At 64.1% G+C, this 14,229-nt stretch carries 17 protein-coding genes; 8 read left to right on the top strand and 9 right to left on the bottom strand.

Going from position 1 to position 14,229, the window contains the following annotated elements; translation table 11 throughout:
• Positions 1-15: 15 nt before the first annotated feature.
• Positions 16-1,050 (top strand): L-threonine 3-dehydrogenase, encoded by a 1,035-nt coding sequence (tdh, locus tag EJ073_RS06825; RefSeq protein WP_126055052.1) that lies wholly within the window; start codon positions 16-18, stop codon positions 1,048-1,050.
• A gap of 47 nt (positions 1,051-1,097) precedes the next feature.
• On the opposite strand, the gene EJ073_RS06820 is transcribed toward tdh, so the two are convergent.
• Positions 1,098-1,739, bottom strand: coding sequence for a suppressor of fused domain protein (locus tag EJ073_RS06820; protein WP_126055051.1), 642 nt, complete (start codon positions 1,737-1,739; stop codon positions 1,098-1,100).
• 15 nt (positions 1,740-1,754) lie between these two features.
• A complete protein-coding gene (locus tag EJ073_RS06815; protein WP_126055050.1) occupies positions 1,755-2,231 on the bottom strand; it encodes a MarR family transcriptional regulator in 477 nt (158 codons plus the stop codon).
• A 126-nt stretch (positions 2,232-2,357) separates the two neighbouring features.
• Here EJ073_RS06815 and hmgA point away from each other — a divergent pair, with 126 nt between their 5' ends.
• Genes hmgA through EJ073_RS06790 form a run of 5 tightly spaced genes read left to right on the top strand, consistent with a single transcriptional unit; the run spans position 2,358 to position 6,462 of the window.
• A complete protein-coding gene (gene hmgA / locus EJ073_RS06810; RefSeq protein WP_126055049.1) occupies positions 2,358-3,671 on the top strand; it encodes a homogentisate 1,2-dioxygenase in 1,314 nt (437 codons plus the stop codon).
• Positions 3,662-4,621, top strand: a complete 960-nt coding sequence (locus tag EJ073_RS06805) for an MBL fold metallo-hydrolase (protein ID WP_126055048.1) — start codon at positions 3,662-3,664, stop codon at positions 4,619-4,621. Before hmgA ends, EJ073_RS06805 begins: the two co-directional genes overlap by 10 nt.
• Entirely contained in the window at positions 4,618-5,631 is a 1,014-nt protein-coding gene (locus EJ073_RS06800; RefSeq protein WP_126055047.1) for a fumarylacetoacetate hydrolase family protein, read from the top strand. Before EJ073_RS06805 ends, EJ073_RS06800 begins: the two co-directional genes overlap by 4 nt.
• Before the next feature lie 4 nt (positions 5,632-5,635).
• Positions 5,636-5,929 carry a hypothetical protein gene (locus EJ073_RS06795; RefSeq protein WP_126055046.1) on the top strand — a complete coding sequence of 98 codons (294 nt, stop codon included), beginning with the start codon at positions 5,636-5,638 and terminating at the stop codon, positions 5,927-5,929.
• Positions 5,926-6,462, top strand: coding sequence for a DinB family protein (locus tag EJ073_RS06790; RefSeq protein ID WP_126055045.1), 537 nt, complete (start codon positions 5,926-5,928; stop codon positions 6,460-6,462). The genes EJ073_RS06795 and EJ073_RS06790 overlap by 4 nt, the downstream gene beginning before the upstream one ends.
• Before the next feature lie 20 nt (positions 6,463-6,482).
• Here EJ073_RS06790 and hppD read toward each other — a convergent pair whose 3' ends face one another.
• Positions 6,483-7,598 carry a 4-hydroxyphenylpyruvate dioxygenase gene (gene hppD / locus EJ073_RS06785; RefSeq protein ID WP_126055044.1) on the bottom strand — a complete coding sequence of 372 codons (1,116 nt, stop codon included), beginning with the start codon at positions 7,596-7,598 and terminating at the stop codon, positions 6,483-6,485.
• Between the two features lie 137 nt (positions 7,599-7,735).
• Here hppD and EJ073_RS06780 point away from each other — a divergent pair, with 137 nt between their 5' ends.
• Positions 7,736-8,203, top strand: a complete 468-nt coding sequence (locus EJ073_RS06780) for an Lrp/AsnC family transcriptional regulator (protein WP_126055043.1) — start codon at positions 7,736-7,738, stop codon at positions 8,201-8,203.
• A gap of 50 nt (positions 8,204-8,253) precedes the next feature.
• On the opposite strand, the gene EJ073_RS06775 is transcribed toward EJ073_RS06780, so the two are convergent.
• The 4 genes from EJ073_RS06775 to aztA form a co-directional block, all read right to left on the bottom strand.
• Positions 8,254-8,592: a TIGR01244 family sulfur transferase gene (locus tag EJ073_RS06775; RefSeq protein ID WP_126055042.1), complete on the bottom strand. Its 339-nt coding sequence runs from the start codon at positions 8,590-8,592 to the stop codon at positions 8,254-8,256.
• A gap of 169 nt (positions 8,593-8,761) precedes the next feature.
• Positions 8,762-9,703 (bottom strand): zinc ABC transporter substrate-binding protein AztC, encoded by a 942-nt coding sequence (aztC, locus tag EJ073_RS06770; RefSeq protein ID WP_126055041.1) that lies wholly within the window; start codon positions 9,701-9,703, stop codon positions 8,762-8,764.
• A 25-nt stretch (positions 9,704-9,728) separates the two neighbouring features.
• A complete protein-coding gene (gene aztB / locus EJ073_RS06765; RefSeq protein WP_126055040.1) occupies positions 9,729-10,604 on the bottom strand; it encodes a zinc ABC transporter permease AztB in 876 nt (291 codons plus the stop codon).
• Positions 10,604-11,437, bottom strand: coding sequence for a zinc ABC transporter ATP-binding protein AztA (gene aztA, locus EJ073_RS06760; RefSeq protein WP_126055039.1), 834 nt, complete (start codon positions 11,435-11,437; stop codon positions 10,604-10,606). Before aztA ends, aztB begins: the two co-directional genes overlap by 1 nt.
• A gap of 233 nt (positions 11,438-11,670) precedes the next feature.
• On the opposite strand from aztA, the gene EJ073_RS06755 reads away from it, so the two are divergent.
• Positions 11,671-12,015 carry a RidA family protein gene (locus EJ073_RS06755; protein ID WP_126055038.1) on the top strand — a complete coding sequence of 115 codons (345 nt, stop codon included), beginning with the start codon at positions 11,671-11,673 and terminating at the stop codon, positions 12,013-12,015.
• 46 nt (positions 12,016-12,061) lie between these two features.
• On the opposite strand, the gene hutC is transcribed toward EJ073_RS06755, so the two are convergent.
• Entirely contained in the window at positions 12,062-12,808 is a 747-nt protein-coding gene (gene hutC / locus EJ073_RS06750) for a histidine utilization repressor (RefSeq protein ID WP_126055037.1), read from the bottom strand.
• A gap of 24 nt (positions 12,809-12,832) precedes the next feature.
• Positions 12,833-14,188, bottom strand: coding sequence for a formimidoylglutamate deiminase (locus EJ073_RS06745; RefSeq protein ID WP_126055036.1), 1,356 nt, complete (start codon positions 14,186-14,188; stop codon positions 12,833-12,835).
• Positions 14,189-14,229: the final 41 nt, after the last annotated feature.

Genomic DNA, 14,229 nt, shown 5'->3' with positions numbered 1-14,229 from the left:
TCAAGGAACAAAAGAATGTCCAACATGATGAAGGCGCTGGTTAAGGCCAAGGCCGAGCCGGGCATCTGGATGGAAGAGGTGCCGGTGCCGGAGATCGGTCCCAACGACGTGCTGATCAAGGTCAGGAAGACCGCGATCTGCGGCACCGACGTGCACATCTACAATTGGGACCAGTGGGCGCAGAAGACGGTGCCGGTGCCGATGGTGACGGGCCATGAGTTCGTCGGCACGGTCGCCGATTTCGGCGCCGCGGTCACCGAATACAAGCTCGGCCAGCGCGTCTCGGGCGAAGGCCACATCGTCTGCGGCCATTGCCGCAACTGCCGGGCGGGGCGAGGGCATCTCTGCCGCAACACGCTCGGCGTTGGCGTCAACCGGCCCGGCGCCTTCGGCGAATACGTGGCGATCCCGCAGCACAATGTCGTGCCGATCCCCGACGACGTGCCCGACGAGATCGCGGCGATCTTCGATCCCTTGGGCAATGCCGTCCACACCGCATTGTCCTTCGATCTGGTCGGCGAGGACGTGCTGGTCACCGGCGCCGGGCCGATCGGCATCATGGGCGCGCTGGTGGCGCAATGCGTCGGCGCGCGAAAGGTGGTCATCACCGACATCAATCCGGTCCGGCTGGACCTGGCGCGCAAGCTCGGCGTCCAGCACGTCGTCGACGCCTCGAAGGAAAAGCTGCGCGACGTCATGCCGAAGCTCGGCATGACCGAGGGCTTTGACGTCGGCCTGGAGATGTCCGGCGCCGCCCCCGCCTTCCGCGACATGATCGACACCATGAACAATGGCGGCAAGATCGCCATCCTCGGCATCGCGCCGACCGGCTTCGAGATCGATTGGAACAAGGTCATCTTCAAGATGCTGCATCTCAAGGGCATCTACGGCCGCGAGATGTTCGAGACCTGGTACAAGATGATCGCCCTGGTGCAGGGGCCGCTAGACGTCTCGGGCCTGATCACCCACCGCATCGGCATCGACGATTTTCAGGTCGGGTTCGATGCGATGCGGAGCGGCAATTCGGGTAAGGTTGTGATGGACTGGTGAGCGCTACCGGGGCGAAAGCGAAAGCAAAGCGCCGCAGGCACCTGCCGCTAGACATAGGACGTCCGTTTGGGGTCTAAAACGGTGGGATAATGACGCTCGTCGAGCATGTCCAAGAATGGGTCCAACCCGACCGTCTTGATGAATTCATACTCGGCAGCGGAGATCAAATGGGCGCAAAGGATGGTGACGTCATCGTGGTCAATGGTCAGCGCTTCTGCAATGCGTTTATCGGGTGCAATGACAGGGGTCAAAAACATGAAAATTCTGAAATCCGTGCCCGAGACGGGCGACCAAGGCATTTCAATGCGGTGACCAAAGCCCAACCATGTATTGTCGATAAAGGGATACTCCGCCAGCCATTTGAGATTGCTGATGATGTTTGAGTCAGGCTCGCGAACATACCACATCAGTTCGGCTCGCCGCTCAATGTTCTCGCCTGCCGTTGACGGGGTAGCCATGCGCCGGTCGCTCATACCGTTGGTTAGGAGTACAAAGCCGTTGCCGGCGGGATCAATGAGCGAGAAGTCTCTACGAAACGCAAGAACCTCAACATCGTCAGGCCCTTTGCTTGGAAAGAGTTGATCGGGCTCGCCGAGCTCTTTGGTGTAGACCGATTTTCGATAGAGGTTGTTGGAGTTACCGGATCCGGGCGGCCCTCCGGCGAGAAATCTCTTTGGAAGCCAAGCCATCCATATGCTCCTGATTCAGCCCTTTAGCCCAACGTGATTAGCACCAACTTTGTCTGGTCCCAAACAAGTTTCGAGCTCCGCTACGCCCTTCACAATCGCTCCTCGCTCTTCCGCTCCGAGTTTCCCCAGCAACTCCCTCTCAAACGCCTTCGCCAGCGGCACCATCTCGCGATAGGCGGCAAGCCCCGCCTTGGTCAGCGCCAGATGCTCGACGCGGCGGTCTTTCTCGTCGGGCGTGCGCGTCAGCCAGCGCCGCCGCTCCAACTCCGCCACCGCGCGCGAGACCTTGGTCTTGTGCATGGCCGACTGCTCGCCGAGCGCCGTCGCCGTCATCGTGCCGTGCTGGCCGAGGCCCGAAAGCGTGCGCCATTCCGGCCGGGTCAGGTCATGGCGATCCCGGTAGATTTTCGAGAATTCGCGGCTGACCGCGTCGGCCAGCCGATAGAGCCGGTAGGGCAGGAAGTTTTCCAACTCGAGGATTTCCGGTTCCATAGGCGCACCACTGTCGCGTCAGCCGTTGATAGTTACATTTTCGATGGTTACAAATGAAACCAGTTTGGTCAACATCGCCGGCAGGCCGCGCTATGCGAGGCTAAGACGGTGATCAGGGAGGATCGGATGGGCTTTTCCTACATGCCGGGCTTCGGCAACGATTTCGAGACTGAGACGCTGCCCGGCTCGCTGCCGCAGGGGCGAAACTCGCCGCAGCGGCCGGCCTACGGGCTCTATGCCGAGCAGCTTTCGGGCTCGCCTTTCACCGCGCCGCGCGGCACCAACGAGCGCTCCTGGCTCTATCGGATCCGGCCGAGCGTCCGCCACACCGGGCGCTTCAAGTCCACCCTCTATCCGCTCTGGAAGACCGCACCCAATCTCGGCGACCACGAACTGGCGCTCGGCCAGTATCGCTGGAACCCGGTGCCGATGCCGAAGGAGCCGACCGACTTCATCGAGGGCATGCGCACCATCACCACCGCCGGCGACGTGCTCGGGCAGTCCGGCATGGCGGCGCATGTCTATGTCGCCAACCGCTCGATGACCGACGATCATTTCTTCAACGCCGACGCCGAGATGCTTGTCGTGCCGCAGGTCGGCGCCTTGCGCTTCGTCACCGAGATGGGCGTCATCGAGCTCAGGCCCGGCGAGATCGCCGTGCTGCCGCGCGGCCTCGTCTTCAAGGTCGAGCTCGCCGATGCCGAGGTGCGCGGCTATGTCTGCGAGAACTACGGCGCCAAGCTGACCATGCCCGACCGCGGGCCGATCGGCGCCAATTGCCTCGCCAATCCGCGCGACTTCAAGTCGCCCTGCGCCTGGTTCGAGGAGAAGGAGACGCAGTGCCGGCTGATCGTCAAATGGTGCGGCTCCTTCCATGTCACAGAGATCGGCCATTCGCCGCTCGACGTGGTCGCATGGCACGGCAACTACGCGCCCTACAAATATGATCTGGCGACGTTTTCGCCGGTCGGCGCCATCCTGTTCGACCACCCGGATCCGTCGATCTTCACCGTGCTGACGGCGCCGAGCGGCGAGGAAGGCACCGCCAACATCGACTTCGTCATCTTCCCGCCGCGCTGGCTGGTGGCCGAGGATACGTTCCGCCCGCCCTGGTACCATCGCAACATCATGAGCGAGTTCATGGGCCTGATCCACGGCCAGTACGACGCCAAGGAGGAGGGCTTCGTCCCCGGCGGCATCAGCCTGCACAATTTGATGCTGGCCCACGGGCCTGACGCGACTGGTTTCGAAAAGGCCTCGCGCACGGAACTGAAACCGGTCAAGCTCGACAACACCATGGCCTTCATGTTCGAGACCCGATTCCCGCAGATGCTGACCCGCTACGCCGCCGAGGTCGAAACCAGGCAGGACAATTACATCGACTGCTGGGCCGGGCTGAAAAAACGCTTCAACGGCACGCCCGAGGGCGACTGGTCTTGAATTTGGACCGCCTCGTTCTTCTCGGCGCCAAGGGCGGCCCGGCGATCCGGCCGGGTGGGCCGTGGCCAAGTTCCTCGCTGCTCGAGATCGGCGGCCGCGCAATCGTCGTCGATTGCGGGCTGGGCGTCACCCGCGCGCTGACCGATGCCGGGCTCAGCCTGAAGACGCTCGACCTAGTCTTCATCACGCATCTGCATTCGGACCATGTGCTGGAACTCGGACCGCTGATCCACACCGCCTGGACGGCGGGCCTCGCCACGCCGGTGACCATCTTCGGTCCGCCTGGCACCGGCCACTACTGGCAGCGCTTCTGCCAGGCGATGGATTTCGACATCGAAATCCGCATCGTCGACGAAGGCCGGCCGGATATCAGGGATCTGGTCTCGGTCGGGGAGTTCGGCGGGGGACTGGTTGTGGAGGAGGGTGGGCTGAAGGTGACGGCGCTGCGCGTCGACCATCCGCCGGTGACCGACTGCTTTGCGCTGCGTATCGAGCATGGCGGCAGGAGCATCGTGTTCTCCGCCGACACGGCCTTCTTCCCGCCGCTGGCCGACTTCGCCAAAGGCGCCGATATCCTCGTCCATGAAGCGATGCTGGAGGAAGGGATCGAGCGGCTGGTGGCGAAGACCGGCAACGGCGCGCGGCTGCGCGAACATCTGCTCGCCAGCCATAGTTTCGCCGAGGAGGCCGGCCGCATCGCCAGCGATGCCGGTGTCAACAGATTGGTGTTGAACCACCTCATTCCGGCCGACGATGCCGCGATCGGCGAGGCCGACTGGATCGCCGCCGTCAGGAAAACTTGGGCCGGCGACTTGACGATCGCCCGCGACGGCCTTGTTGTGGGGTTAGGGCATGATCCCGAAAAGTGGGACCCGGTTTTCGGAAAAGATCATGCGACAGACAAAGACCAAAGCGGCGAACAAGCCGCGCAAGGAGAGGAAACCGCATGAAGCTTGCCACATTGAAGAACGGGACCCGCGACGGAAAGCTGGTCGTCGTCTCGCGCGATTTGACGCGGTTCACCGACGCCTCCTTCCTGGTGCCGACGCTGCAAGCCGCGCTCGACGACTGGCGGCGGATTTCGCCGCACCTCGCGGCAATGGCGGAATCGCTGGAGAACAATGCGGTGCCTTCGGCGCGCTTCCACGAGCATGACGCGCATTCGCCGCTGCCGCGCGCCTATCAGTGGGCCGACGGCTCGGCCTATGTGAACCATGTCGAACTGGTGCGCAAAGCGCGCGGCGCCGAAATGCCGGCAAGTTTTTGGACCGATCCGCTGATCTACCAGGGCGGCTCGGACAGCTTCATTCCGCCGCGCGATCCGATCCGCATGGCCGACGAGGCCTTCGGCATCGACATGGAGGCGGAAGTCGCCGTCATCGTCGACGACGTGCCGATGGGCGCCGGCCCCGACCAGGCGCGGGACGCGATCCGGCTGGTCATGCTGGTCAACGACGTGACACTGCGCGCCATCACCGGCCCCGAGCTTGCCAAGGGTTTTGGCTTCTTCCAGTCGAAACCGTCCTCCGCCTTCTCGCCCGTCGCGGTGACGCCGGATGAGTTGGGCGACGCCTGGGACGGCGGCAAGGTCAGCCTGCCGCTGCTGGCCGATCTCAACGGCAAGCCGTTCGGCCGTGCGGACGCAGGGGTCGACATGACCTTCGATTTCCCGGCGCTGATCGCGCATGCCGCGAGGACGCGGCCGCTCGCCGCCGGCGCCATCATCGGTTCGGGCACCGTCTCCAACAAGCTGGACGGCGGGCCGGGCAAGCCTGTCTCGGCCGGCGGCGCCGGCTATTCCTGCATTGCCGAACTGCGCATGATCGAGACCATCGAGGCGGGCGAACCGAAGACGCCATTCCTGCATTTCGGCGACACGGTGCGCATCGAGATGAAGGACAAGGCCGGCCATTCGATCTTCGGCGCCATCGAGCAGAAGGTCGAGAAATACGCGGGGTGAGGGGATGCCAGGCGAAGCCGTCTATTTGCTGTTTGGCGTGTGGGCGCTGGCCATTCTGGTGGTCTTCGTCCAGGCAACCCGGCTGAGCTACCGCATCGAGGCGCGCTCGCCTGATCTCGCCAACCGCAGCGGCGTTCCGCGCAAGGCGATGCTGTTCCACACCGTCACCAATCTCAGCGTCGCGCGGGACGAGGAAACACAAGGCCTGCGGCGAAAAATGATCCGGCTGCTGCTGATCGTTGTCGGCGGCTTCCTGGTTCTGGCGGTCGGCATCGGCCTTGTCGACAGGACGCCATGACGCTGATTGATCACCTGCGCCGCATGGCGCGCAACAATCGCTGGTCGAACGACCGCCTGTACCGCGCCGTGCTGTTCCTCGAGCCTGGAGAATTTGAGGCCGCGCGCACCAGCTTCTTTCCGTCGATCAAGGAGACGCTGAACCACATCCTCGCGGTCGACCATCTCTATCTCGACTTCCTGACGGAGGGTGGTGTCGGCGCTGCCGCCTATGATGATTTCGTGCCGTTCGACAATGTCGCCGATTTGGTAGTGGCGCAGATCACCTTCGACCGCAAACTGATCGCCTTCTGCGATGCTTTGTCGGAGGCCGATCTAGACCGTCGTGTCATCACCGATAGACGCGAAGACGGTATGATCCCCGAGCGCATCGGCGACATCCTCGCCCATGTCTTCCTGCACGACATCCACCACCGCGGGCAGGTGCACGCGATGCTCTCCGGCACTTCCGTTCCGCCGCCGCAACTGGATGAGTTTTTGCTCGACTACGACATCAAGCTGCGGAAGGACGAGGTCGAGCGGCTCGGTCTTTGAACCGCTCGCCCTCCTCGGCCTTACGCCGCCTTGCCGTCCAGCTTGATCACGCCGCGCTTGATCTGGTCCTGCTCGATCGATTCGAACAGGGCGCGGAAATTGCCCTCGCCAAAGCCCTCGTCGCCCTTCCTCTGGATGAACTCGAAGAAGATCGGGCCGATCACGGTTTTCGAGAAGATCTGCAGCAGGATCTTGGTCATGCCGCCGTCGACGACGCCTTCGCCGTCGATCAGGATGCCGTGCTTCTTCATCCGCCCGATCGGCTCGTCGTGATCATGCACACGGTCCTGCGACATCTCGTAATAGGTGTCGGGCGGGCCAGGCATGAACTTCAGCCCGTTGGCGGCAAGCAGGTCGGTGGCCTCGTAGATCGCGTCCGTGCCGACAGCGATGTGCTGGATGCCTTCGCCATTGTACTTCTTCAGATATTCGGCGATCTGGCTGGTCTCGTCCTTGGACTCGTTCAGCGGAATGCGGATCTTGCCGCAGGGCGAGGTGATGGCGCGGCTGACCAGCCCGGTGATCTTGCCGTCAATGTCGAAGAAGTGGATCTGCTTGAAGCCGAACAGGTCGCGGTAAAAGTCCCACCACTTGTCCATGTTGCCGCGATAGACATTGTGGGTGAGGTGATCGAGGTAGTAGAAGCCGACGCCCTCCGGCTTCGGGTCGCGCTCGCCCAGCCACTCGAACTCGGCGTCATAGGCCGAGCCTTTCTCCCCATAGGTCTCGATGAAATAAAGCAGCGAGCCCCCTATGCCGACGATGGCCGGCACGTCGAGCGCTTTGTCGGTGCCTTCATAAGGCGTGGCACCCTTCGACACGGCATGGTCGAAGGCGTGCTTGGCGTCGACAACGCGCCACGCCATCGAGGCGGCGCAGGGGCCGTGTTTGTCGACGAATTTCATCGCATGCGAGCCGGGCTCGGCATTGACGATGTAGTTTATGTCGCCCTGCCGCCAGACGGTGATCGCCTTGGTGCGGTGCTTCGCCACCGCGACATAGCCCATGCGGGCGAAGAGCTCGGCGAGCTTGGCAGGCTCGGGATGCGCGAACTCGACGAATTCGAAACCGTCGGTGCCGGCGGGGTTCGCCTTGCTGATCCTGGCGGGCGGGGCGTCGTGCGGGAAGGGGCCCATGGCGGTTCTCCGAAGCTGTTGCGGCCGGTCTTGGCCATCTTCGCTCATGATAACGCCGGAGGGCCGCACGGTGCTTGCATTCGAACGCCTGAAATGCTCATGTCATGCGTAGAACGTGCATGATTGGAGGAAAATCCGTGGATAATGCGCGCCTTGATCAATTCGATCGCAAGATACTGGCTCTGCTGCAGGGCGACGCGCGGCTCACCAACAACGATTTGTCGGAGCGGGTGAACCTGTCGGCCTCGCAATGCTCGCGCCGCCGCCAGCGGCTGGAGGAGGACGGCTATATCAAGGGGTACCGCGCGGTGCTCGACCGGGACCGGCTGGGCTTCTCGCTGGTCAACGTCATCTCGGTGACACTGGCCACCCACAATCGTGACAACGCCCGGCGCTTCGGCGAGTTGGTGGCGCGGCTGCCTGAGGTTCAGGAGGCGCACGCGTTGACCGGGGAGATGGACTACATTCTGAAAGTGGTGACGCCCGATCTCAAATCACTGTCGGAGTTCGTCAACGGCGTGCTCCTGCCGCACGAATCCGTCCAGCATGTGAAGACGGCAATCGTGCTGGAGACGCTGAAGGAGACCGGCGCGCTGCCGATCTAGGGTGCGCTGATGTTCAGGTCAGGCCGGCCTGACCTGAATCTCAGCACACTTCAGCCCCTCGACTGCTGAATCAACCCATAGAGATTGGTGCAGCGGGCGCCGGAGCGGCAGTAGGCGAAGACCGGGCCCTCGAGCTCGTCGAGCGCCGCGGCCTGGTCCTGGACATTCTCGAAGGTGATCTGGCCGCTGATGACCGGGATGAAGCGGAAGGCGAGGCCGGCCGCCTCGGCCGCTGCCTTGACGCTTTCGGCCGAAGGCTGGCCGGGCTGCTCGTTGTCCGGCCGGTTGCAGATCACGCTCTTGAAGCCGGCTTCCTTGATGGCGGTGATATCGCTGGGCTGGATCTGGCCCGAGACCGAATAGTCGTCGCTGATCTCTCGGTATTCCATGGTCGTCCTCGCAATCTGGTCGCGCGGCAGTCTTGCCACTCCCGGAGCGAGCCGGCAACTGCTCCCGCCGATCGCGTATCGTCGCACGCCGCCGGCGTCGTCTTTGCAGATAGACATTCGCGGCGGAAAATCCAGCCGGACCATCACAATCCGGCTGGATGAGCGGACCTCAGCTGCCGAGGATCGCGCCTTTGATCTGGGCGATGTTGTTGTGCATCATGTCGATATAGGTCGAGGCTGGTCCGTCGGGCTGCGACAGCGCATCCGAATAGAGCGTGCCGCCGACCTTGATGCCGGTCTCGCTGGCGATCTGCTCGATCAGCCGCGGATTGGTGATGTTTTCGACGAAGATCGCAGCCGCCTTGTCTTGCTTCACTTGCTCGACCAGCTTGGCGACGTCGGCGGCCGATGGCTCGGAGTCGGTGGAAATGCCCTGCGGCGCCAGGAAGGCCAGGCCATATTCGTGCTCGAAATAGCCGAAGGCATCGTGCGAGGTGATGACGACGCGCTTCTCCTCGGGGATCGACTGGATCGCCGCCTTCACCTCGCCTTCCAGCGCATCCAGCTTCTTGGTGTAGGCCGCGGCATTGGTCTGGTAGCCGACGCAGCCATCGCTGTCGGCGGCGCAGAAGGCCTCGGCGATATTCTTCACATAGATCCTGGCATTGGCGATCGACTGGAAGGCATGCGGGTCGGTGACCGTCTTGCCGCCGCCGGTGGCGGCGCCTTCCGCCGCGTCCGCATCGGCGAATTCCGGCTTGAAGTCGATGGGGGTGACGCCCTTGGTCAAGGTAACGATCGAGGCCTTGGTGGCGCTGGCGTCGACCAGGCGCTGCAAATAGCCTTCGAATTGCAGCCCGTTGACCAGCACCACATCAGCGCCAGCCATCGCCACCGCGTCGGCCGGGCTCGGTTCGTAGACATGGGCGTCGCCATCCGGGCCGACGATGGTGGTGATGCTGACCCGGTCGCCGCCGACATTCTTGGCGAAATCCGCAATCACCGTGAAGCTCGCCACCACCTTGAGCGGCGCGGCGAAGGCCGAAGAAGCGCCAAGCGCGGTAAATGTTATAACGCTCAGGGCCAGGGCGGCGCGGAAGGATTTCAGCATTGGGCAGGTCTCCTTGCTTGGGGGATCAGGCGGTCCGGTGGCGATGGTGGACGATGCGGGCGCGCAGCGCGCCGCGCGAGCCGAACACGATCGAGAAGAAGTAGACGACGCCGGCCGACAGGATGATGGCCGGGCCGGACGGCAGCGAGGCGTGGTAGGAAAGCAGCAGTCCGGCGGTGCAGGAGGCGAAGCCGATCAGCACCGCCAGCACGCACATAGGCTCGACGCGCACCGTCCAGAAGCGGGCGGCGGCGGCCGGCAGCATCATCAGCCCGACCGACAAAAGCGTGCCTAGCGCCTGGAAGCCGCCGACGAGGTTGAGCACCACCAGCCCCAGGAAGATGAAATGCACCGGGCTGCCCATGCGGCTCACCGAGCGCAGGAACAGCGGGTCGAGGCATTCGGCGACCAGCGCCCGCCAGAAGATCGTGAGGGCGACCAGCGTGACCAGCACGATACCGCCGATCAGCGTCAGAGCCTCGTTGTTGAGCGCCAGCACCGTGCCGAACAGCACATGCATGAGATCGACACTGGAGCCGCGGATCGACACCATCAGCACGCCGACGGCGAGCGAGATCAGATAGAAGGCCGCCATCGAAGCGTCCTCGCGCTGGACGGTGAAACGCGAGACAGCGCCGGCGCCGAGCGCGACGATAATGCCGGCGATCAGCCCGCCTATGGTCATCGGCAGGATTTCCAGCCCGTAGAGCAGGAAGCCTGCGGCCGCACCCGGCAGGATGGCGTGCGCCATGGCGTCGCCCGACAGGCTCATGCGCCGCAGCATCAGGAAGACCCCGACCGGACAGGCGCCGAGCGACAGCAGCAGCGAGCCGAACAGCGCTCGCTGCATGAAGGCGAAATCGGCAAAGGGCGCGATGAAGAGGCCGTAGAGAAAGTCCATCAGGCGGCCCTCGGCCCGGAGCCGTGGTCATGATGGTGATCATGCGCATGGGTATGGGCAGGGCCGTGATGGTCGTGCCCGTGATGGTCGTGATGATGGTCGTCGGGCTCGCACCAGGGCGCGTTCTCTTCCCATGCTTCATGGAAGCGCCGCGCCTTGAGAAGGTTTTCCGGCCGCAGCGTTTCCTTGGTCTCGCCCCAGGCGACCGGCTGGCGCGCAAGCAGCAGCGTCTCGGGGAAATTGTGCCGAACGAGGTCGAGATCGTGGACGACAACCATGATCGTGCGCTCCTCGCCATGCCAGCGCTTGATCAACTGGATCAGGTCGCCGACCGTCTTGGCGTCGACGGCGTTGAACGGCTCGTCGAGCAGGATGAGGTCGGCGTCCTGCAGCAGCACGCGCGCAAACAGCGTGCGTTGCAGCTGTCCGCCGGACAGCGTGTCGATCGGGCGCGTCTCGAAGCCGCCGAGGCCGACCGCCAACAGCGCCTTGCTGACGGATTCGCGGTCCTCCTTCGTATAGCGGCCGAGCAGGCCGCGCTTCGGCCACAAGCCGAGCGAAACCAGGTCGACCACCCGCGCTGGGAAAGAGCGGTCGAGTTCGGACTGCTGCGGCAGATAGGCGGTGCGCACGCCGGGGGCGCGGGTGACCGCGCCTTCCATCGGCTTCAGCACGCCAACAATGCCCTTCATCAGCGTCGACTTGCCCGAGCCGTTGGCGCCGACGACAGCCGTCAGCGACCCCTTGCGGATGACGCCATCGAGGTGATGGATCGCCGGGTGGCTGCCATAGCCGAGCGTCAGGTCGCGAAAGGTCAGGCAGGCATTGGTCATCGGTGGTCCGTTGGGGCGGTAGCCCATTGTTCGAGCGGTTCAACTCGATATGTGATGTTATTACATTAGTCAACAAGATGGCCCGACGCAATTTGGTCACGGCCGGTCAACTCGCCGTGTACGCAACGGGCAGGGGCCACACAATTGGCTCAATTGGTTTCGTCCCTGCCGGCCTTGCCCGAAACCGGCGCGGACTCTAAAGAGGCGCGACCGATAATAGGAAGGAACGCCCCATGAGCATTCGTCGCATCGATGTTGGCCCGCGCATGAGCCAGATCGTCATCCACGGCAACACCGTCTATCTGGCCGGCCAGGTCGGCGAGCCCGGCGGCAATGTCGCCTCGCAGACCCGCGACATCCTGAAGACCATCGACGAATTGCTGGCCAAGGCCGGAACCGACAAGACCAAGATCGTGCAGACCATCATCTGGCTGGCCGACATGAGCACCTTCGCCGAGATGAACGCGGAATGGGACAAGTGGGTGCCGCAGGGCCATACGCCCGCCCGCGCCACCGGCGAGGCCAAGCTGGCCGGCCCGGAATATCTGGTCGAGATTATTATTACGGCGGCGATTTAAGGCGCGGCGCCCGAACTGCCAATCTCCCCCACGAGGGGGAGATCACTCATCCCTGCGACGGCGTGAACCGCGCCACCAGCGTGTGGCTCTCGGCCGGATAAATAAAGCGCACATGCGTCACCGGGTGCTCGGCGCTCCAGGTGCGACGCTCGACCACCAGGCACGGCGCGCCGGGGTCTATATCGAGCGTGTCGGCGACATGGTCGTCCGCGGCGGTGGCGCGGATGCGATGCTCGGCCTCGCTCCACGGCACGCGGCCGATCAGCCAGGGGCCGGGCGCGATGGCCAAAAAGTCCTCCTCGCCGGCCTCCGCGACCGCGGCGAGATTGATCAGCCGCTGCTCATGCGCGAAGGGCCGCTGGCCGGCGAAATGCAGGCATTCCAGCGAAAGCACCAAGCCTGGGGCGGAAAGCCCCAGCAGTGACCGGTCCTCGGCGCTGCTGCGCCGCTTCAGCCGAGCCATCCTTTCATAGCGATAGGGCAGGCCGAGCGCTTCGACCTCGATCCGGATGTCGTGCAGTTCCAGCACCGCCGCCTGCGACTGCGGCTGGCGGACAAAACTGCCGGAACGGCGGCGGCGCTCGATCAGCCCGGCCTTGGCCAGCTGCGACAGCGCCTTGTTTACCGTCATGCGCGAGCAATTGTATTCAGCTGTCAGCTCGTGCTCGAACGGAATCCTGTGTCCGGGCGCCCAGGCGCCGGACAGGATCTTTTCGCTAATGTCGGACAGGATGCGCTGGTGCAGCGAAACAGCCTCGCCACCTTCCGCTTCCATTGTCTCGATCATGCTCATGTCGCGGTTCGCCTGTTGAACGAGCTAGGCTGCCGACAGCGCGGTCATGACAGCGCGGAACCTCTCGGCGATCGGCTCGCGCCTGGCATGCTGGCCGCCGCTGACCTGCTTCCTGCCGTGCACCCAGACGCTGTCGACGCTGGCGCCGTTGGCGAAGATCCAGGCATCGAGGATGGAGTCTCCCGTCTTGCCGGCGAGCGACGGATGGTTCGGGTCGAGCGACACCAAATCGGCCGGGGCGCCGGCTGCGATCCGCGCCGGGCCGGCGCCGAGCGCGGCGCTGCCGCCGTCGAGCGCGGCATCGAACAAGGCGCGGCCGGCCGAGCCGCCCGCTACCGCCAGCACGTTGCGGGCGCGGTGCGTCAGGCGCTGCGAGTATTCCAGCTGCCTGAGCTCGTCCGGCAGGCCGATTAGCACATTAGAGTCTGAGCCGACGCCGAAGCGGCCGCCATGTTCGACGAACAGCGGCGCGGTGAAGGTGCCGTCGCCGAGATTGGCCTCGGTGATCGGGCAGAGGCCGGCGATCGCGCCACTCCTGGCCATGCGGACCGTCTCGGCCTCGGTCATATGCGTGGCGTGGATCAGGCACCAGCGCCGGTCCACCTTGGCATGGTCAAGAAGGAATTCGACCGGCCGCGCGCCCGACCAGGCGATGCAGTCTTCCACTTCCTTTGTTTGCTCTGCGATATGAATGTGGATCGGGCCGTCCGGCGCCATCGCGGTTACCGCGTCGAGTTCCTCCGGCGTCGCGGCGCGCAGGCTGTGCGGGGCGACGCCGACAACGGCCTGATCGAGCGAGCGAACGCTTTCGCGGCTTTTCTCAAGCAAGCGTCCGAATCGTTGGACATCATTGATGAATCGCCGCTGGGCCTCATTGGGTGCCGCACCCCCGAAGGAGGAATGGGCATAGAAGACGGGCAGCAGCGTCAGCCCAATGCCGGTCTCAGCCGCGGCCGCCGCGATCCGCTCCGCCATCTCGGCGATGTTGCCATAGGGTTTTCCGTCGCGGTCGTGGTGGAGATAGTGGAACTCGCCGACGCGCGAAAATCCCGCTTCCAGCATCTCGACATAAAGCTGTGCCGCCACCGCCTCGACCTGGTCCGGCGTCATCGACAGAGCGAAGCGGTACATCACCTCGCGCCAGCTCCAGAAACTGTCGGTCGAGGGGCCTCGCAGTTCGGCGAGCCCCGCCATGCCGCGCTGGAACGCGTGGCTGTGCAGATTGGACATGCCGGAGAGTACAATGGCATGGCGCTCGTCGCCGGTCAGCGGTGAGGCGCCGGGCTCGGCCGCCGCGATGCGGCCGCCCGCCAGCGTGATCCTGACATTGTTGTTCCAGCCGTCCGGCAGAAGTGCCTGTTCCGCGAAGATCGCCGTCACGATTTTCTCCGAATCCCGCTTTCCGATGACAATAGCACTTG

The sequence above is a fragment of the Mesorhizobium sp. M4B.F.Ca.ET.058.02.1.1 genome (genome assembly GCF_003952505.1).
GTDB lineage: Bacteria > Pseudomonadota > Alphaproteobacteria > Rhizobiales > Rhizobiaceae > Mesorhizobium.
This window is presented reverse-complemented; position numbering and strand designations above follow the sequence as displayed.

Bases quoted from the DNA above. Each gene is read 5' to 3' on its own strand.
- tdh (WP_126055052.1), top strand. From the start codon at position 16: ATGTCCAACATGATGAAGGCGCTGGTTAAGGCCAAGGCCGAGCCGGGC.
- EJ073_RS06795 (WP_126055046.1), top strand. From the start codon at position 5,636: ATGCCAGGCGAAGCCGTCTATTTGCTGTTTGGCGTGTGGGCGCTGGCC.
- hmgA (WP_126055049.1), top strand. From the start codon at position 2,358: ATGGGCTTTTCCTACATGCCGGGCTTCGGCAACGATTTCGAGACTGAG.
- aztA (WP_126055039.1), bottom strand. From the start codon at position 11,437: ATGACCAATGCCTGCCTGACCTTTCGCGACCTGACGCTCGGCTATGGC.
- hppD (WP_126055044.1), bottom strand. From the start codon at position 7,598: ATGGGCCCCTTCCCGCACGACGCCCCGCCCGCCAGGATCAGCAAGGCG.
- aztC (WP_126055041.1), bottom strand. From the start codon at position 9,703: ATGCTGAAATCCTTCCGCGCCGCCCTGGCCCTGAGCGTTATAACATTT.
- EJ073_RS06815 (WP_126055050.1), bottom strand. From the start codon at position 2,231: ATGGAACCGGAAATCCTCGAGTTGGAAAACTTCCTGCCCTACCGGCTC.
- EJ073_RS06820 (WP_126055051.1), bottom strand. From the start codon at position 1,739: ATGGCTTGGCTTCCAAAGAGATTTCTCGCCGGAGGGCCGCCCGGATCC.
- EJ073_RS06800 (WP_126055047.1), top strand. From the start codon at position 4,618: ATGAAGCTTGCCACATTGAAGAACGGGACCCGCGACGGAAAGCTGGTC.
- EJ073_RS06790 (WP_126055045.1), top strand. From the start codon at position 5,926: ATGACGCTGATTGATCACCTGCGCCGCATGGCGCGCAACAATCGCTGG.
- EJ073_RS06775 (WP_126055042.1), bottom strand. From the start codon at position 8,592: ATGGAATACCGAGAGATCAGCGACGACTATTCGGTCTCGGGCCAGATC.
- EJ073_RS06755 (WP_126055038.1), top strand. From the start codon at position 11,671: ATGAGCATTCGTCGCATCGATGTTGGCCCGCGCATGAGCCAGATCGTC.
- aztB (WP_126055040.1), bottom strand. From the start codon at position 10,604: ATGGACTTTCTCTACGGCCTCTTCATCGCGCCCTTTGCCGATTTCGCC.
- hutC (WP_126055037.1), bottom strand. From the start codon at position 12,808: ATGAGCATGATCGAGACAATGGAAGCGGAAGGTGGCGAGGCTGTTTCG.